The organism is Paracoccus stylophorae (genome assembly GCF_028553765.1).
In the GTDB taxonomy this organism is placed as follows: domain Bacteria; phylum Pseudomonadota; class Alphaproteobacteria; order Rhodobacterales; family Rhodobacteraceae; genus Paracoccus; species Paracoccus stylophorae.
In genome coordinates, this window is the sequence record NZ_CP067134.1 from 1,284,147 (window position 1) to 1,301,441 (window position 17,295).

General features: G+C 62.1%; 23 protein-coding genes. 14 read left to right on the forward strand and 9 right to left on the reverse strand.

The features are described 5' to 3' along the window. Positions 1-172 precede the first annotated feature (172 nt). On the forward strand, positions 173-433 hold the full coding sequence (locus JHW45_RS06275) for a hypothetical protein (protein WP_272860071.1): 261 nt from the start codon (positions 173-175) through the stop codon (positions 431-433). On the opposite strand, the gene JHW45_RS06280 is transcribed toward JHW45_RS06275, so the two are convergent. Beyond that, positions 430-621 carry a hypothetical protein gene (locus JHW45_RS06280; protein ID WP_272860072.1) on the reverse strand — a complete coding sequence of 64 codons (192 nt, stop codon included), beginning with the start codon at positions 619-621 and terminating at the stop codon, positions 430-432. The genes JHW45_RS06275 and JHW45_RS06280 overlap by 4 nt on opposite strands. A 113-nt stretch (positions 622-734) precedes the next feature. On the opposite strand from JHW45_RS06280, the gene JHW45_RS06285 reads away from it, so the two are divergent. Both JHW45_RS06285 and JHW45_RS06290 read left to right on the forward strand, forming a co-directional pair. Next, positions 735-1,007 carry a hypothetical protein gene (locus JHW45_RS06285; protein WP_272860073.1) on the forward strand — a complete coding sequence of 91 codons (273 nt, stop codon included), beginning with the start codon at positions 735-737 and terminating at the stop codon, positions 1,005-1,007. Then, positions 1,004-1,192: a hypothetical protein gene (locus tag JHW45_RS06290; protein ID WP_272860074.1), complete on the forward strand. Its 189-nt coding sequence runs from the start codon at positions 1,004-1,006 to the stop codon at positions 1,190-1,192. Before JHW45_RS06285 ends, JHW45_RS06290 begins: the two co-directional genes overlap by 4 nt. 230 nt (positions 1,193-1,422) lie before the next feature. Here JHW45_RS06290 and JHW45_RS06295 read toward each other — a convergent pair whose 3' ends face one another. From JHW45_RS06295 to JHW45_RS06310, 4 genes are all read right to left on the reverse strand, one after another. Continuing rightward, entirely contained in the window at positions 1,423-2,352 is a 930-nt protein-coding gene (locus JHW45_RS06295; RefSeq protein WP_090735052.1) for a cation diffusion facilitator family transporter, read from the reverse strand. Next, positions 2,342-3,112: a transglutaminase-like domain-containing protein gene (locus JHW45_RS06300; protein WP_137457499.1), complete on the reverse strand. Its 771-nt coding sequence runs from the start codon at positions 3,110-3,112 to the stop codon at positions 2,342-2,344. Before JHW45_RS06300 ends, JHW45_RS06295 begins: the two co-directional genes overlap by 11 nt. An 88-nt stretch (positions 3,113-3,200) precedes the next feature. Then, positions 3,201-3,803: a cation efflux transmembrane domain-containing protein gene (locus JHW45_RS06305; protein WP_090735048.1), complete on the reverse strand. Its 603-nt coding sequence runs from the start codon at positions 3,801-3,803 to the stop codon at positions 3,201-3,203. Positions 3,804-3,885: 82 nt separating this feature from the next. Beyond that, positions 3,886-4,314, reverse strand: a complete 429-nt coding sequence (locus JHW45_RS06310) for a MerR family transcriptional regulator (protein ID WP_007426244.1) — start codon at positions 4,312-4,314, stop codon at positions 3,886-3,888. Positions 4,315-4,523: 209 nt separating this feature from the next. On the opposite strand from JHW45_RS06310, the gene JHW45_RS06315 reads away from it, so the two are divergent. From JHW45_RS06315 to lnt, 10 genes are read left to right on the forward strand one after another with little or no spacing between them, the layout of a single operon-like run. Beyond that, positions 4,524-5,090 (forward strand): SCO family protein, encoded by a 567-nt coding sequence (locus tag JHW45_RS06315; protein ID WP_040610613.1) that lies wholly within the window; start codon positions 4,524-4,526, stop codon positions 5,088-5,090. A 5-nt stretch (positions 5,091-5,095) separates the two neighbouring features. Further along, on the forward strand, positions 5,096-5,518 hold the full coding sequence (locus JHW45_RS06320; RefSeq protein ID WP_272860075.1) for a disulfide bond formation protein B: 423 nt from the start codon (positions 5,096-5,098) through the stop codon (positions 5,516-5,518). After that, positions 5,515-6,174 carry a DsbA family protein gene (locus tag JHW45_RS06325; protein ID WP_119001077.1) on the forward strand — a complete coding sequence of 220 codons (660 nt, stop codon included), beginning with the start codon at positions 5,515-5,517 and terminating at the stop codon, positions 6,172-6,174. Before JHW45_RS06320 ends, JHW45_RS06325 begins: the two co-directional genes overlap by 4 nt. Positions 6,175-6,197: 23 nt before the next feature. Continuing rightward, positions 6,198-6,665 (forward strand): copper chaperone PCu(A)C, encoded by a 468-nt coding sequence (locus JHW45_RS06330; protein ID WP_119001076.1) that lies wholly within the window; start codon positions 6,198-6,200, stop codon positions 6,663-6,665. Then, positions 6,665-7,291 carry an SCO family protein gene (locus JHW45_RS06335; RefSeq protein ID WP_119001075.1) on the forward strand — a complete coding sequence of 209 codons (627 nt, stop codon included), beginning with the start codon at positions 6,665-6,667 and terminating at the stop codon, positions 7,289-7,291. The genes JHW45_RS06330 and JHW45_RS06335 overlap by 1 nt, the downstream gene beginning before the upstream one ends. Next, entirely contained in the window at positions 7,288-8,661 is a 1,374-nt protein-coding gene (locus JHW45_RS06340) for a M23 family metallopeptidase (RefSeq protein ID WP_119001074.1), read from the forward strand. Before JHW45_RS06335 ends, JHW45_RS06340 begins: the two co-directional genes overlap by 4 nt. A 3-nt stretch (positions 8,662-8,664) precedes the next feature. Beyond that, complete coding sequence (locus tag JHW45_RS06345; RefSeq protein WP_119001073.1) at positions 8,665-9,120, forward strand: DUF411 domain-containing protein; 456 nt, start codon at positions 8,665-8,667, stop codon at positions 9,118-9,120. A 12-nt stretch (positions 9,121-9,132) separates the two neighbouring features. After that, on the forward strand, positions 9,133-9,915 hold the full coding sequence (locus JHW45_RS06350; protein ID WP_101498978.1) for a ZIP family metal transporter: 783 nt from the start codon (positions 9,133-9,135) through the stop codon (positions 9,913-9,915). A gap of 19 nt (positions 9,916-9,934) precedes the next feature. After that, on the forward strand, positions 9,935-10,393 hold the full coding sequence (lspA, locus tag JHW45_RS06355) for a signal peptidase II (protein WP_090735086.1): 459 nt from the start codon (positions 9,935-9,937) through the stop codon (positions 10,391-10,393). Next, a complete protein-coding gene (gene lnt, locus JHW45_RS06360) occupies positions 10,360-11,967 on the forward strand; it encodes an apolipoprotein N-acyltransferase (protein WP_119001072.1) in 1,608 nt (535 codons plus the stop codon). Before lspA ends, lnt begins: the two co-directional genes overlap by 34 nt. Here the strand turns inward: lnt and JHW45_RS06365 are convergent. Together JHW45_RS06365 and JHW45_RS06370 are read right to left on the reverse strand one after the other, a co-directional pair. Continuing rightward, on the reverse strand, positions 11,948-12,460 hold the full coding sequence (locus JHW45_RS06365; RefSeq protein ID WP_040611036.1) for a L,D-transpeptidase family protein: 513 nt from the start codon (positions 12,458-12,460) through the stop codon (positions 11,948-11,950). The two genes, lnt and JHW45_RS06365, sit on opposite strands and share 20 nt — an antisense overlap. Before the next feature lie 62 nt (positions 12,461-12,522). Further along, positions 12,523-14,877: a heavy metal translocating P-type ATPase gene (locus JHW45_RS06370; RefSeq protein ID WP_272860076.1), complete on the reverse strand. Its 2,355-nt coding sequence runs from the start codon at positions 14,875-14,877 to the stop codon at positions 12,523-12,525. Between the two features lie 181 nt (positions 14,878-15,058). Between JHW45_RS06370 and JHW45_RS06375 the strand changes: the two genes are divergently transcribed. Next, complete coding sequence (locus tag JHW45_RS06375; RefSeq protein ID WP_040610620.1) at positions 15,059-15,343, forward strand: hypothetical protein; 285 nt, start codon at positions 15,059-15,061, stop codon at positions 15,341-15,343. A gap of 36 nt (positions 15,344-15,379) precedes the next feature. On the opposite strand, the gene JHW45_RS06380 is transcribed toward JHW45_RS06375, so the two are convergent. Together JHW45_RS06380 and JHW45_RS06385 are read right to left on the reverse strand one after the other, a co-directional pair. Further along, positions 15,380-16,060 (reverse strand): L,D-transpeptidase, encoded by a 681-nt coding sequence (locus JHW45_RS06380; protein ID WP_090735029.1) that lies wholly within the window; start codon positions 16,058-16,060, stop codon positions 15,380-15,382. Between the two features lie 157 nt (positions 16,061-16,217). Then, complete coding sequence (locus JHW45_RS06385; protein WP_255330494.1) at positions 16,218-17,294, reverse strand: DUF2793 domain-containing protein; 1,077 nt, start codon at positions 17,292-17,294, stop codon at positions 16,218-16,220. Between the last annotated feature and the right edge of the window lies 1 nt (position 17,295).

A 17,295-nucleotide genomic window follows, 5' to 3' on the forward strand; every position in this document is an offset into this window, starting at 1 on the left:
TCAGCGCCCAAGCAACACCGATATTGCAGCAAAGACTGCGCGAGGGCGATGTTTCGACCGGTGCTGACGGTCGCGCGGCTGGACAAAATGTTAGAGGGCTAGGGAAGTGCTAGCCAGATAGCACCTCACAAATTACACTTAGTCAGGACGTAGAAATATATTGAGGTAAGCCTTGGCCGATACACACACCGATGAACCAGACATCCTAACCATAACTAAAGTTGATGGATACCTTCAGGAGGCTCTGCTGAGGATGGTGGGTGAGGGGGTGACGGTCCGATTTGCCCTTAGTAGGCTTCTGACCTTCACCGCCCTGCAATATGTGGTCAACAACGGCAGCGAGGACACCGCCCGCATCTTCCGAGAAGCTGCCCAAACCGTCGAAGACGGCTACTTTCACCACCGCGAAGGCGAGCGCCCCCAGCCTAACTAGTCTTTCATAATCATTCTTCCGCGCCGTTCCTCAAGATAGATGCGGATCATTTCGGGCCGCGACGGTTCGGGGTCCATCTTCGTGCGTTCGGCATCCAGCCAGTCCAGCAAGTCGCGACGAAGTCGCACCGTGATAGCTTCGGAGTCAACGGGCGGGCGGCCCATTCGCTTACTGACACTTTTTGCCATTAAATAGTCCTTGACTTGCCAGATTTATTAATGGCAGAAAGTAAGCGAACCGGCAAGGTGTTGCAGCACCATACCGGCTCTAACCGAAACGCTGATCTTAGGAGGATCACCGAATGGCTACAGATTGCCTTAACGCCGCCGACACGCCTGCCGCAAGCTTTCGCGACGTTTACGGCGCCACCGAGGCGGAAATCAGCACGCTTAACGGTCTCGCAACCGCACTCCATGACTTGGCCCGCGAGTGCAACGCGATCGACCATGCCGGCCATGATACCATGCCGCTGATGGCGTTGATCGATATCGTGGAGAGAACGGCGAAGGAAGTGAAACGCCTGCACGCCGCGGAGCACGACGTCTATATGGCTGAAAGAAGGAGTGCAGCATGAGCGCGCTGGAAAAACACCTCGACAAGCAGCAGGAAGTCGCGATGCACCTGCTCCATGTGATCGATGCAATTGATAGTTTGGTCGATGGTAAAGCTTCGGCCGATGAGGTGACCCCGTTGATTTCGATAGCACGTTACTTCGCGACGAACCTCTACACGGACCTCGATTGCGTCAATCTGCCCTAGTTTCTTCCCGCTGGTTCCCGTGACTTCCGCTTTCAAGTGGGGGAACTGGCGGGGGAAGTGAGGCCTCAAGTCAAAATATTCGATATATAATTCAGTATGTTGGGGAAATTATTGGCGGAGGGGATGGGCCTGATATCCAACCTTCTCCACCAAGCTGACACTGCCCGCCCTGCGCTTAAGTGTATGAAGGTGCGAGATAATATCGTTCTTCCGTCAATTCGTGCTCCTGATCATTCATGGCCATTACTACCGTGACCGTAGAGGTTGGCGTTGGTGTGGGCGTTCCTTTCATTCTCGAATTCGAGGCTGGAATGAGCGATGCCGAAGCGCTCGCTCAGTCGTGCTTTGATCTCGCCCTTGATGGCCTCAATTCTTGTCCATCCATCTTCGGCGACGACCACGTGGCAGTCGAGCGCCGCCTCGTGTTCCTGCATCTGCCATAGATGCACGTGGTGGACATCCGTAACGCCGTCCACGTCCCGCATCGCGGCAATCACGGCCGAGTTGTCGATATCCGGCGGGCTGCCCAGCATCAGTGTCCGGATCGGGCCGCCGATCTCGGTCAGTGCGAGATACAGTATATACAGCGCGATACCGATGGTGATTGCGGGATCGACCCAGCGCAGGTCGTAGAGAATGATCAGCGTGCCGCCGACGATCACGGCGACCGAGGCGAGCGCATCCGAGAGGTTGTGCAGGAAGAGCGCGCGGATGTTCACGCTGCCCTTCTGCATGGACCAGGTGAGCGCCGCAGTCAGAGCGTCGACCACGAGCGCCACGCCGCCGAGGATCACGACGGTCCAACCCTGAACCTCGGGCGGATCGATCATGCGCATACCGCCCTCGTAGATCAGGTAAACGCCGACGAGGATGAGTGTCGTGTAGTTGATCAGTGCAGCGACAATCTCGATCCGGCCGTATCCGAAGGTCATGCGTTCGTCGGCGGGCCGCCGCGCGATCTTGCGCGCCGCGAAAGCGATCACCAGCGACGCCATGTCCGAGAAGTTGTGCAGCGCATCCGCGATCAGCGCGAGACTGCCCGAAACGACGCCGCCCGCGATCTGTGCGACGGTCAGAAGGGCGTTCGCCCAGATCGCGATGGACACGCGCCGGTCACCGGATGCGGGATCGATGTGGGCATGGCCGTGATCATGCGGCACGGTGCGTCTCCTCATGAAGATGGTTCGGGCGAGCGAGGCCGGGGATTTGCGGCACCTTGCCCCGCCTAATTGCGCGCACGCGTCTGTTCATCCAGTGGCGGATGACGTGGCGATAGAGCCAGTCGCGCAAGGCGCCGAAGTCCTGGCGATGCCCCCGGTAGAACTCGTCTGGTATAGCGTATGTTGCGAGATCGCGGGCGATGCCGGTCTTCTGGATATATGTGTCGTCGCCGGTCCACTCGACCGGTGGGCCGCTCAAGCAGTCGGTGCTGGCCCCGTAGCCGCAAAGGCTTTCCATCTCGATGAACGCCCGTTGCAGCGATTTCAGAAAGGGCGTGTCCAGGATGAACCCTTCGAGATTGATCCATCCATTCTCGGTCTCGACCTCTACCCAGGAGTGGAGGATTTCCGCGGGGGCCAGCGGATAAACCCACTCGGGCACGACACCGCGCTGGAGCGCCTTGTGGATGGTGAAGCCATGCAGGCGACACCGAATGCCAAGGCAACGTAGCAACGCCATGAGCAGCGTGCCCTTGGTGTTGCACTGGCCGTAGCCGTCCGACAGCACTTCTGAGGCCGGGATGTCGTCGGCACGATTGTAGCCGAAAGCGATCTCGTTTCGGACGAAATCATAGGCGGCACCGATCCGGTCATGCTCGCCAAAAGCCTGCCAGCCGCGGCCCGCGACCAGATCCGCAATAGGAGCGGCTTCGAAATCCAGCAGCCGCGTGGCTGTCAGCAAGGGGTCAATGGCGGGCAAGATGCATCTCCTCGAGTCTGGCGAGGATCTACATAAATGCTCCAGCGACTGTAGCTTCAAGTCCTTTTTCTCAGAAGGCGATCAATCGCTACCGGTCGTCGGCATGAACGGCTTTGTGGTGTTCGCCGTGTGCATCGCGCAGGATGTCGATACCGCCCCACGCCGCGATCCCGGCCACGACCACACCCACGACCAGGTCCGGCCAGTTCGTTCCCAGCCAGGCGACGAGACCGCCAGCCACGACGATCCCGAGGTTCGCGGCGAAGTCGTTCCAGCTGAAGGTGTTCGCCGCGCGGATGTTGACGTCCGGTTCGCGGAGTCGGGCGAGCAACCAGACGCAGACCGCGTTGATCGCCGCGGCGATCAGGGCCATGGCGATCATGATCGTCCCGAGCGGATCTGACCCGCCGATGTAGCGGCGCCATGCATCGTAGAGGATGCCTGCAGCGAACAGGATCAGCAGCCCACCGGAGATGTTCGCCGCTCCGCGTTTCCATTTGCCGGACCGGGACAGCGCAAACAGGCTGATAGCGTAGACGAAGCTGTCGGAAAGGTTGTCGAGGCCGTTGGCGATCAAGGCGCTGGAATCGCCGAACGCACCGGTTGCAAAAAAAGCCACGGCCAGACCGATATTGAGCGCCAGAACGATCCAGAGCGTGCGTCTCTCTTTTGAATCTTGTTCTGCGGCCATTTCTCGTTTTCGGCTCGTGGTTTACGATCGAAGAACTCCTGCGGCTGGTCTAAGTTCCTGCCGCGACATTGGCATGGTCCAATCAGGCCCCAATCTCGTCGTGCTCGGTCAGACATTCAGAATGGTCCCGCAATACCTCCAGCACCCGGCAATCCGCTGTCCGCCCGCCGCTGCACTCGTGGACCATGCGTTTCAGTTCCGTGCGCAGCGCCTTCAGGCGGGCCATGCGCTGCTCCACCCGTTTGAGCTGGCGACGCGCGATGGCATCAGCTTCATCACAGGGCCGATTGGGATGGTCGCTGAGGTCGAGCAGCTCGCGGATCGCATCGAGCGAGAAGCCGAGTTGCCGCGAGTGGCGGATGAAGGACAGGCGATCGAGTTGTGAACCGTCGTAGCGCCTCTGTCCGCCCTCGGTCCGGCCAGGTTCGGGCATGAGCCCGATCTGCTCGTAGTACCGGATGGTCTGCACCTTCGTGCCGGTCTTCTTTGACAGAGTGCCGATCGTGAGCATTCTCACCTCCAGAAAAAGTATACAGTCCTTGTAGGTTTTGCGGTGTGAGCGGGCAAGTGCGGGATTCACAGGCGCGTGATGTCGCATCAAGGCGCCATCTTCATGCTTGAACCTTCAGTGGCTAGAGGATGTAGACGCGCAGACACACAAGGATCAATGGCAGGCGAACAGGATTGTCTCTTACATCGGCACAGAAGTTTCTTTGGGTTTTGGCAGGCGTGGCAGCGCTTGCCTTCGTATGGCTTTTACTCTGGTCCGACTATCGTGCCGACAGCGCCCGAACTGACGCCGAGCCGCCTTTCTTCGCTGAGTTCGAACTGACGGACCACCAGGGTATGGTTCGAACCGAGAAGGACTTTGCGGGGCGCTGGATGCTTGTTTTTTTCGGCTTTACCAACTGCCCCGACGTCTGCCCGACGACCCTATCTGAGGTCGCGGCGGTGATGGACGGTCTGGGCGACGATGCCGCCAAGGTCCAGCCGATTTTCATCACCATCGACCCCGAACGGGACACGCCCGCCGCACTCGCCGAATACGTCCCGCTGTTCGATGCGGGCATCATCGGTCTGACCGGCACGCCGGAACAGATCGCCGCCACCTCCGAGACGTTTCCGATCTTCTTTGAACGCGTCGAAGAGGCTGCGGCGCCGGATGGTTACACGATGGGCCACACGTCGCATTTGTTCCTCTTCGATCCCGACGCGGGCTTCGCCGACTCGTGGCCCTACGGCACCTCCGCCGAAGAGATCTTCGCCGATCTGGAAGAGAGGATCTGACCGAAATGAACCGCATATCCGGAGAAATAGCCCTCGGGCTGGCGTGGATCATCGCGCTCGTCGCCTTGCTTGCCGTGCTTTTCATCGGCGAGGTGCTGGGGCAGACGCCCTGTGTGCTGTGCTGGTTCCAGCGCGCCTTCATGTTCCCCTTGGCCATCGTCCTCGGGTTCGGCCTTTGGTGGCGGGACGGCCGCGTGGGGCGCTACGGCATCGCATTGGCGCTTGGCGGCGGCGCAATCGCCCTCTGGCACATAGGGCTGTACGTCGGTCTTGTTCCCGAACGCATCCAGCCCTGCACGGCCACCGGCCCCTCTTGCACCGATGACAACCAACTGGTCTTCGGCGTCCCGATCCCGCTGATGGCGCTCGCCGCCTTCGCGCTGATCGGGGCGCTGTCGGCCCTTTCATTGAAGGACACACGAACATGAACCGACGCGGCCTGATCCTGTCCGTTCTCGCCCTCGGCGTCGCCGGTTTCGGCGGAGCCACCTGGTTTGCAACCCGCCCCGGCCCGGTGGCCGAAGCGGAGCCTGTTGCGCCGGAACTCGCGGACGCGATGATCCGCCCCTACTCGCCCATCCTCGGGCCTGCGGAAGCGCCCGTCACGATCGTCGAATTCTTCGATCCGGCCTGCGAGGCCTGTCGCGCCTTTCATCCCATCGTGAAGGACATCATGGCCGAGCATGGGGATGCTGTCCGCGTCGTGATCCGCTACACGCCCTTCCACGGCGCGGCATCCGAGGAAGCCATCCGCGTGCTCGAGGCGGCGCACATGCAGGACGTTTACGTGCCGGTGCTCGAGGCCGTTCTGCGGGAACAGCCGAGATGGGCGTCACACGGTGCCCCGGCGCCTGGCCTGATCCTTCAGATCGCCACCACGGCCGGACTCGATGCCGAGGCCGCGCGCACGCAAATGCTGGCACCCGATGTCGTGGCGATCCTGAATCAGGATCGTGCCGATGTAGAGACCGTGGGAGTTCGCCAGACGCCCACATTCTTCGTGAACGGCAAGCCGCTCGATCCATTCGGGGAGGCAGAACTGCGGCGATTGGTGGCTGCCGAAGTCGCTGCCGCGCAAAGCTGAATGGAAAGGGCAGGATCAAAACGATGAAAAAGTATATTTTGACCAGCACACTGGCGGCGCTTTTGACCCTTGGAGGGCTCTCAGTGCCCGCGCTGGCCGCACCCGAGGATGTTGTCGTCGAGAACGCGTGGTCCCGCGCCTCCATCGGGGTGAACCGTCCCGGGGCCGCTTACATGACGATCCGCAACACTGGCGACGAGCCGGTGACGCTGATCGGCCTTACAACACCGCTCGCGATGATGCCCGAAATTCACGAGACGAAGACCAATGCCGAGGGTGTGAGTTCCATGAGCCCGGCGGGGGAAATCGCGATCGCCCCGGGCGAGAGCGTCGCGCTCGAACCGGGGGGCCTGCACGCAATGCTAATGCGGCTGCAAGAACCGATGACAGAAGGGGAAACCTTTCCGCTGACCCTGCTTTTCGACGACGGAGGCGAAGTGACGGTCGAGGTGACGATCCTCGGCATCGCCGCGCGGGGGCCGGAGGACTGATGCGGCGACGGGCGATCCTGGGGTACGGCGCGGCTGGTGTCGGGGTGGTCGCCCTGATGCTCTTTGCCGGTTGGTGGCAGGTCGATGGCCCCGGTGGACCTGAGCCTATCGGGCAGCGGCCTGTGGCTCTGACCGCGATGGATTTCCGTCTGACGGATCATGAGGGCAACGCGGTCGGGCCGGAAACCCTGATCCGGCGACCGACGATGGCGTTCTTCGGCTTCACCTACTGTCCCGATGTCTGCCCGACCACGCTCTCGGACATTTCGGGATGGCTCGACGATCTGGGAGACGAGGCCGACGAGATGAACGTGGTTTTCATCACGGTCGATCCCGAGCGCGACACTGTCGAAACGATGGCCGAATATGTCGGCTACTTCCATCCGGCGATTCGCGGCTGGACGGGGCCGGAGGAGCAGATAGCGCGCGTCGCGGACGGCTTCCACGCCACCTACGAAAGGGTGCCGACGGAGAGCGGCGATTACACGATGAACCACAGCGCGAGCGTCTTCCTGTTCGCAGCCTCTGGGCGGTTCGTCACCATGATCGACTATCACGAACCCAGAGAATTCGCGGTGCCGAAAATTCGCCGCGCGCTGGAAGAAGAAATGGAGGGGGCGACATGAGGCTCAGAACTTTGGCGGCTTGTGTCGCAATTGCGGGGACAGTTCCCGGGGCAGCTATCGCGATCTCCGATCTTTTGTCGAAAGAACCCGTGCCGCCGGAACTTGCCCAGGCAGGTAGCTGGATGCCCCAAGGTCCTGAAGCCCCCCAGAACGTTGACATCCCCGTGATGCTGCCCGCGGCGGCATGGGCAGACGATGCATCCGACCTCAGCCCGCTGCCCCTTCTGCAGGTCGCGTTTGCCGACAGGCCGGTAAGGGCGATCGAGCCACCGCTGTCGACGTGGTCGCGCGACATTTTACCAGGCGAGACGCTCGATTTCTTGCTGTCCGAAGCTGGACTTGCGGCTTCTGACAGAGCCGAAGTTGCCCTCGCGCTTGGCGCGGAATACGATCTGCGACGGCTGCGGCCGGGGCACTCGGTCACTGTCGCTTCGACCATGGACGGCAGCCCCCGCACCGTCTCACTTGCCGTCGAGGACGGGGTTCGGATCGAGGTGATTTTCGGCGAGCAGTTGTCCACACAGGTCGTGACTCCGGATCCGGAAATCGTAACCCTTGCCGGCAAAGCCGTGATCGACAGCTCGATCTTCGCGGCACTCGACGAAGCCGGCATACCCGCCCGTTTTTCCGTGGACCTTGCGCAGATGCTGGGTGGGACCGTGGATTTCCGCCGCGAGATGGCCGGCGGCGAAGCACTAAGGCTTCTCTGGCGTGAGGCGCGGGTCGGCGAGGACAGGATCGGACAGCCCGAACTCGCCTTCGCCGCACTGGAGATCGGCGGTTCGCTTTACGAGATCGTATGGCCGGACGACGGCAGCGGTCAGGCGACGATCTACGTCGATGGCGAGGTGCTGCGCGTCTTCGCACAGCCGGTCGAGGGTGCGCGCCTGAGCTCGGTGTTCGGACGCCGCACGCATCCGGTCTTTGGCAACGTCCGGATGCACACCGGCGTCGATTTCGCAGCGGCACGTGGGACACCGGTTCAAGCGACGGCACCGGGGCGGGTCAATTTCATCGGCTGGCGCGGCGGATATGGTCGCGTGGTCGAAATCTTGCACGGCTCCGACACCATGACGCGCTACGCGCATCTGAGCGCCGTGCCGGAAGACTTGGCACAAGGCCAACGCGTTGCGGCGGGAGACGTGATCGGCCGCGTCGGCGCGACTGGCACGGCGACAGGTCCGAACCTGCACTATGAGGTGCTCGTGGATGGGCGCCCGACTGACCCCCTCTCTGACGACCGGCTCGCCGAAGCAGCCGAGCGCGAAGCGGATGATACCGCCGCGCTCTCGCGTCTGGCCGAGGCGCGGGCGCTTCTGAATGAAAACCTCGGCAGCGAGATTGCCGAAACGATAACCGAAAGGCTCTGATCCATGAAACGCATGACCCAAGCTCTGGCCATCACGCTCGCCCTTTTCCCGGCGGCACAGGCCCTCGCAGAGGCAACGGCGATCGACGTCCGCAAGACGAACGGATGCGGCTGCTGCCTCTCGTGGATGAACCATCTCGAAGAAAACGGTTTTGCGCCGACGGGCCAGGACATGTTCGGTGGATCGCTGGTTCGCTTCAAGTTCGACAACGGCGTGCCGCAGCGCATGGTCTCCTGCCACACCGCGGTCATTGATGGCTACGTGATCGAGGGCCATGTCCCGGCCGCTGACATCCGCCGCCTTCTCGAGGAGCGCCCGGACACCGTAGGCCTCGCCGTTCCGGGGATGCCCTATGGCTCGCCCGGTATGGGGCCTGAAGATGACCGCGAAGCCTATGATGTCTTCCTCATCCGCGAGGACGGGTCGACGGAAGTCTTTTCAAGCTACGCCGAAGGATAATCTGGCCCGCCCATGGAAAATCTGTCCCCGATAATGCTCGGCTTTCTCGGAAGTCTCGCCGCCGGTTCGCTCACGGCAGTCGGAGCAGCTCCCGTGCTGTTCGGGCGCATCCCGTCCCGGGCCACGCGCGATCTGTCGCTCGGCTTCGCTGCCGGTGTCATGCTGTCAGCCTCGTTCTTTTCGCTGATCATCCCGGCATTAGATGCCGCAGAGCCGATGTTCGAGAACGGCGCGATGCCTGCGGCCATCGTATGCGTCTCGATCCTTCTGGGCATGGGGGCTGTCGCCCTGATGAACGAAAAGCTGCCGCACGAGCATTTCAAGACGGGACGCGAAGGGCCCGAAGCGGCGTCATTGCGGCGGGTCTGGCTGTTCATCATCGCGATCACGATCCACAACTTTCCCGAGGGTCTCGCGGTCGGGGTCGGGTTCGGTTCCGGTGGCATGGAAGGTGGCCTCCCACTCGCCATCGGCATCGGCTTGCAGAACGCGCCCGAAGGATTGGCCGTCGCGGTGTCGCTGCTGGGCGAGGGATATCCGAAGCTGCGCGCCTGGGGCATTGCGGCGCTGACTGGCATGGTCGAGCCGATTGGCGGTCTGCTCGGGGCCGGCATCATCACACTGTCGGAACCGCTGCTTCCATGGGGACTGGCCTTTGCCGCGGGCGCAATGCTCTACGTCATCAGCCACGAGATTATCCCCGAAACCCATCGCAGCGGCTATCAGAACAGGGCGACGCTCGGCCTGGCTGTCGGGCTCGTTCTGATGCTGTTTCTCGATGTCTGGTTGGGGTGAGGCAATGTCACTACCCAAAGTGATCGGCGTCTTTGCCGCGCTTGCTGCGTTCGCAATCGATCAGATCACCAAAGCCATTGTCGTTGCGAATGCCGCCACTTTTAGCGCCGGGATTTCCGTGTTTCCGGGATTCAACCTCGTCTTTTCTCGTAATGACGGCGTGACTTTCGGGATGCTGGGCGGCGCGCCGTGGTGGAGCCTCACCGCTCTCGCTCTTGCCATCTGTGTTTGGCTTGCTGTCATGCTGTTTCGCGTCGAAAATGCGGCCGAAACACTTGCCTACGGCGCGATCATTGGCGGAGCGCTGGGCAATGTCATCGATCGTGTGCGCTATCGGGCTGTAACAGACTTTCTCGATTTCTACATTGGCACAACACATTGGCCTGCCTTCAACATGGCCGATGTATTTGTCGTCAGTGGCGTAGGGCTCTTGCTCGCCGCGCCATGGATCAGCGCGCGGCGTCCGATCAAGTCGTGAAGACGGAAATTCTGAACCGCATCGCTCTGCGCCCCTGTTTGCTTTCGCGGATGACGCTTGGTTTCGCCGCCGGGGCGCTGACGGTTCTGACTTTCCCGCCTCTTTCGATTCTCCTGCTTGTTCCCGTTGCCTATTCCGCGTTGTTTGTCGGGCTTCGCGATCTCTCCTTCGGGCGCGCTTTCCTCGTCGGCTGGGCGTTTGGTCTCGGCCAGTTCGGTTTCGGGATTTCGTGGATTGCAGAGAGTTTCTACGTCGAGGCCGAGCGGTTCGGGGCGATGGCGATCCCGGCCGTCGCGGGATTGTCCGCAGGTCTCGCGATTTTCCCGGCCATTGCCGCCGCGCTTTTCGCCGAAATCGCGCGGCGTGGAGCCATGGGCAGTCTCTTGGCCTGCCTCCTGTTCGCGACCTCCTGGACCGTGGCCGAGTGGTTGCGCGGTCACGTTCTGACAGGTTTTCCATGGAACCTCGCCGGCTACGCTTTGGTCGATTACGCCGCTCCTCGCCAACCCGCCGCCTGGGTCGGAAGCTATGGGCTAAGCTTTCTCACCGTGTTCGTCGCGGCACTTCCCGGCGCGGCTGTCATGGCGTCCGGGCGGCAACGATTGACCGTTTCGCTCATGGCGCTGGCGGGCATCGCGACGATGTGGGCTGTCGGCACGCTTCGCCTCCAGTCGGATGCACAACAGCCACCCGGTGTCGACCTGCGCATCGTCCAAGGCAACATTCCACAAGAGGAGAAATGGGCGCCCGAGAACCGCGAGGCGACCTTCGCGCGCTATCTTGAGCTTTCAACCCAGCCCGGCGATTTCGACGTTCTTCTTTGGCCGGAAACCGCCTTTCCGGGTTTCCTCGATGAGGATACGGAGGCACGGGATCGCATTGCCGCTGCGCTACCAGACGGCAGGGTGCTGCTCACCGGTGTGCCGGACCGTGTACCGAGCGAAGATGGCACCCGATATTTCAACACGGTCCAGGCTTTTGGCGCGACCGGCAGAATCCTGACCGGATACGCGAAACATCATCTCGTACCCTTCGGCGAATATGTGCCATTCCGCGGCTGGTCGCCCATCGAGCGGCTCACGGCGGGTCTGGGCGATTTTACGCCCGGACCGGGCCCGCGAACGCTTGCGCTTCCGGGTGTGCCGCTGGTCGCCCTAGCGATCTGCTATGAGATCATCTTCCCAAGCCATGTGGTCGACGACCTGTTCAAGCCAGACTGGATCTTCAACGCAACCAACGACGCCTGGTTTGGCACCAGCATCGGACCTGAGCAGCATCTGGCTTCCGCACGTATGCGCGCCGTAGAGGAAGGCCTTCCTGTCATTCGAGCCGCGAATACGGGCATCTCTGCGGTCATCGACACGAGCGGAGAGATCGTTGCGCGGCTCGATACCGGCGAAACGGGCATCATCGACGCTAGCCTGCCCTCCGCGCGACCGCCGACACTCTACGCGAGCTTCGGGGACTGGATGCTGCTGGCGCTCATCTTGGCTTCGTGGAGCTGGGCAACGGCGACCAATGCGACGGCGCGCTACCGCCGCATGAGAAACACCGTCATGCAAAGATGTGGATAGGTGTTCCGTCCTTCACCATTGCATAGATGTCCTCGATCTGCCGATCTGTGACCGCGATGCAGCCAGCTGTCCAGTCGCGGACGTCCGTTGGGTCGATGCCGGGTCGTGGACCACCATGGATGAAGATGTCGCCCCCGGGGGATCGGCCCTGCGCCTCGGCAAAAGCGATGTCGGCCTCATTCGGATAAGAGATGCCAACCGAAAGATGATAAGTGCTTTCAGGGTTGCGCTTATCGACTATGTAGGTGCCCTCCGGGGTCCGGCCGTCTCCCTCGAATTGCTTGTGACCCTCAGGAGCGAAACCCAGCCCGACCGGATAGGTTTGCAATACGCGATCGGCTCCGTCGAGAACAAGCAAGCGCTGCCCCTTATAAAGCCGAACACGGGTCACCTCGGGTCCGCCATAGCTGCGGAACTTGCTGGCACAGCCGGACAAAAACGCTGCGAACCCGCCCAACAGGACGGCGCGGCGGGGAAATCGGATGGTTTTCACTGCTCATGCCTCTTTGGTGAGGTCGGATATGGATATTACGGTACCTTGCAAATGCTGCGTGATCAATGTGCATGGGCAAGCGCGGCCTTTGTCATCTGTGGACCAACCTGTTCACCGCCGGACGGAGGCGCCTTGGCCTCTTGGCTGTTCAGCAGGCGCAGGGCGTTGGCCACCACCAGCAATGACACTCCTACGTCGGCTGCAATAGCGCCCCACATCGATGCCACTCCAAACGCGGTAGCGACAACGAAAACGCCCTTGGTCGCCAAGGAAATACCGATGTTCTGATGGATAATCGACATTGTCCGGCGCGAATGACCGATCAGCCAAGGCACCTTGCCAAGGTCGTCGGTCATCAGGGCAATATCCGCAGTCTCGATTGCCGCGTCCGAACCAACAGCACCCATCGCGATGGCGTAATGCGCCCGCGCCATGGCGGGGGCGTCGTTCACCCCGTCGCCGATCATGGCCACCATGTCATGCGTTTCGACCAGTTCTTCGATGGCTGTCACTTTGTCTTCGGGCAGAAGCTCGGCGCGGACCTCGTCGATGCCGACCTCGGCTGCAACGGCGCGCGCCGTCCGCTCGTTATCGCCCGTCAGCATGACGATGGTCTTCACGCCTTGCGCGTGGAGCTGTGCCACGATGCCCTTGGCGTCGGGGCGGATACGGTCGCGCAATTCCAGGATGCCGGTCACGCCGGTGTCGTCGCCCACGGCAACAAGGGTGCTGCCAGCCCCTTCGATGCGGTCGCGCAAATCCTTCGGAATGGCGTCACCGAAACCCTTCTCCTCGGCAAACCGGTCCGACCCTAGCCAGATCGACCGGCCGTCAGTGCGTCCTTCAAGTCCCCTACCAGGAACGGTTCGGGTATCTTCTGCGGCGGACACCTTGATGCCGTCGGCTTCTGCCCGCGCGAGAATGGCGCGCGCCAAGGGATGCGAGGAACGTGCCTCGAGCCCCGCGGCGAGGGTCATCAGATCCTGCGCCGATGCTCTACCCAGCGGATGCACCGCCGCCACCTCGGGCTCGCCCATGGTGATCGTGCCGGTCTTGTCCATGGCCAGTGCAGTGGTCTTGCCCGGTGCCTCAACATATGCACCGCCCTTGATCAGCACTCCGGCCCGCGCTGAACAGGTGAGTGCGGCGACGATGGAGACCGGTGTCGAGATGACCAGAGCACACGGGCAGGCGATCACTAGCAGCACGAGTGCATTGTAGAACCAATAATCCCAGGCCCCACCGAAAATGAGCGGCGGCAGCAGGGCAATTGCAATGGCGAGAGCCATGACGATAGGCGTGTAGATGCGGGCGAACTTCGCCACCCATTGCTCCACCGGCGCGCGGCGGGCATGGGCGTCGCCGACCATGCGGATGATCTTGGCCAAGACGGTGTCCGAGGCGGCCTTCGTGGCGCGCACCGTCAATGTGCCTTCGCCGTTGATCGTGCCGGCATAGACTTCGTCGCCTCGTTCCTTTGGGACCAGCGCACTCTCTCCGGTGATTGGCGCCTGATCGACCGCGCCCGCGCCGTCCGTCACCTCACCATCGAGGGGGATACGGTCGCCACCGCGTACTATGAAGCTTGAGCCTACGGCGACTTGAGCCGCCGGAACGTCGGCCTCGCTTCCGTCTTCGCGGATCACGCGCGCCGTCGGTGGTGCAAGATCCAAGAGCGCCGAGACCGCATTCCTCGCACGCCCGACGCTCCAGCTTTCGAGGTAGAGCGAGAGCGAGAAGAAGAACGCAACCGTCGCCGCCTCGAAGAATTCGCCAAGCCCTATGGCACCGGCCACCGCGACCACCATCAGCAGGTTCATGTCGGGCGACAGCCTCCGTGCGGACGACCATGCCTTGGGTGCCACGAGCCAGACACCGAACAGGATCGCAACCGCGAATAGCCCTGCCTCGACCAGTGGCATCGGCGCTTCGCCGTGCCCTGCGAAGAGGCCGAGTGCCCCCCCCATGCCGGTCTCGATGATGTGCCACAGAAATCCCGCGGCCCAGAAGCCGCCACTGAGCGCCGTAAACAGCCGCTGTCGTGCAAGATGGGCCGCCTGGTCGACCGACGCGTTTTCGGCATCCCAGGGCTTGGCGGTCATGCCGGTGCTTGCGACCAGTTCTGCAATTTCGCCGTCCGATACACTCTTGGCGCTGTCGAGAATAGTCATCCGTCCATTGATCACGTCGAACGCGAGATGCTCGGCCCCGCCGATCTTCGGGCCAACCACCTTGTTCAGGATCGCGACCTCCTCGGCGCAATCGAGGCCGGACACCTGAAAACTGCGCCCGCCCGTCGGCGCGGGCGTCGTCGGCTCGATGTCGCCGCACGTTCCCGCGCTCCCGCAACAGTTGCCGCCGTTTGCCTGGTCGTCTTCGGCATGATCGTGATCGTGGTGATGGGTGTCGGACGGCATGAATGGACCTCTGGATTCGGGTGCATCACCATGACATAGCCCCTACAGTAGCTAGAGCTTCAAGAGCAAAATACGGTGGTATTTCAGTTTGTATTTTTGCTAGAAAGTGCGGTGATCCGTGCGGTTTTAGCACTACCCATGAAAACCGTCGCGAGGAGTGGCATAAGCGGAAGGAACAACAATGCTGAGTATTACTCGGACACGGATGAAGATGGCTGTCGTCGCACTCTTTCTGACCGCAAGCTGCGGCTCGCAGGAGGTCGGCCAGTTGCCTGCCACTGAACCCGAGTCCGGCGTTCCCGAGATCGTTCTCGAATTGGCGGCGGACGGTCAGGATCTCTCAACCGTCCGCCTGCTGCCTGACGACGGGTGTTACTGGTACGAGCATCGCGGTCAGGTCGAGACAACGCTCCTGCCACTTCGGGCAAGAAACGGAGCGGCTATCTGTCGGCAGGCGCAGGCCTGACGAATGCGAACGGCAGCATCCGTCGCTCGGCGCGCATCACCACAGGTCGCCAACCTCTGGTGCCGCAAGGCTGCCTTCCGCCGAATAGAGATACGCCGTCGAGCCGATCTCGACACGTGGATAGAGACTGTTGATGTGCGCCATCACCATCCTGACGCAACCCGAGCTGGCTCGGCTGCCGATACTTTGCGGAAACGGGGTACCGTGAATCCGCAAATATGTGTCGCGATCCCCGACGTAGAGGTACATGGCCCGCGATCCGAGCGCGTTCTCGGGCCCGGGTTCCACACCACCCTCGAACTGCGCATAAATCTCCGGTTCCCGCTCGATCATGTTCTGGGTCGGGGTCCAGTGCGGCCACTCGACCTTGCGCTGTATCGTATAGATACCCGGTTCGTAGAGGTCGCCACGCCCGATCGCCACGCCATAACGCATAGCGGTTCCACCCTCCTCGATATGGTAGAGATATCGCGCGACCGCATCGACATGGATATCTCCCGGTACGAGACCGTCCTTCGCGACGACTCGTTGCGGCAGGAACCGCGGGTGCAGACCCCAAGGATTGGAGGTTTCGGGGACATAATTTGGAGGCGTCACCTGTGCATCCCAGGCAGCCTTCTGCGCCTCGGTGGGCCAGGTATCGGCGAGGAGTGGGCCGGAGACCGACGCTGAAAACAGCGCTGTGGTTGATCGAACGAAGTGTCGTCTTGTCAGCATTTGGCAGCCTTTGTTCTGGGCATTTGCGCAGGCTCGCGAGGCACGAGCAGCGCTTTCGTGTCTCGATATGCAACCTCCACCAACTAGAGCTTCAAGGCATTTCTTTCCGCTAGCGCCGCACAGGTCAAAGGGGCGTGTGCAATCCCGTTGTTGCCGCTCAGCCGATCTTCGCGCCCCAGAACGAGGTGTGGTCAGCCGCGAAGTAGCCGTCCGCGACCCGGAAATACCCCTGCAACTCGACGGTGTCGCCCGCAGTGAGCGGGACCATGGTCTGCAGCCAGATCGCGGTGGCTAGCGAGACATGGGTGGCGGAGATTTCGCCGAGGGAGCCGCGGATTTCCGTCGTGCCGTTCAGCACGAGCCGCCCGCGCATGCGGGCCGTGGCGCTGGCGTTGATCTTGTAAAGCAGCGTCGCGCCGAAGAGGTAGGTGCCATCCGAAGGCGCCACGAAATGGTTGTTCGCGGCGTCGAACGCCCCCTGATCGTTATAGTCGGTGTTGTTCAGGCCGATCTTCGTCCAGGTTCCTACGCCGACATAGTTGTCGTAGTTGGTGTACGCCTTGAACCGCGGCAGCCGGGGCTGATCGACGATGCCGTTCGCGTTGTCGACGCTCAGCCCGTCGAAGAAGGTGCTGCCGTCGGCGGAGACGGCGAGCCGGAAACTGTCCGAGCCGAACAGCCCCACCAGCGCCTTGGTCACGAAGCCGGTCTGCAGCGTCAGGCCGAGATCGTCGCCCGCAGCCTCCTTGTTCATGGTGTAGAACAGATCGCCGGTGCCGCCCTCGGCCAAGGTCTTCGCGGTCCAGAGCGCCGCGTTCAGCTTGGCCGAGAACGGATTCGACGCATCGGCCGTCGTGCCGAGTCCCAGCAGCGCAAGGTTCTGCAGCGCGGCCGGCGTGGTTCCTACCCAACCTGACCCGTCATAGACCAGCAGCAGCCCCTCGTCCTCGACCCACGCCCGCCAGCCGGTCCGTGGGGGCAGGCGGAGCCAGGCGCCATCGGTCCAGAGTGCGACGTTTAGGTCCCAGCTGGCCCAGTCGCCTGTCGCGCCCGAGCCGACGATGTAGCGGTCGCCGTCGGCGGGGCTCGCAGGGGGTGCTGCCAGGTCCCGATCGATAACAGAGAGCTGAACGAGCCCGTCGAGGATCCGCAGCGCCTCGTTGTGGGTGACGTGCTTCTGGGCCTGCGCCGCCAGGATATGGGGCAGCAGGAGATGGGTGGTGGCGTCGGACATG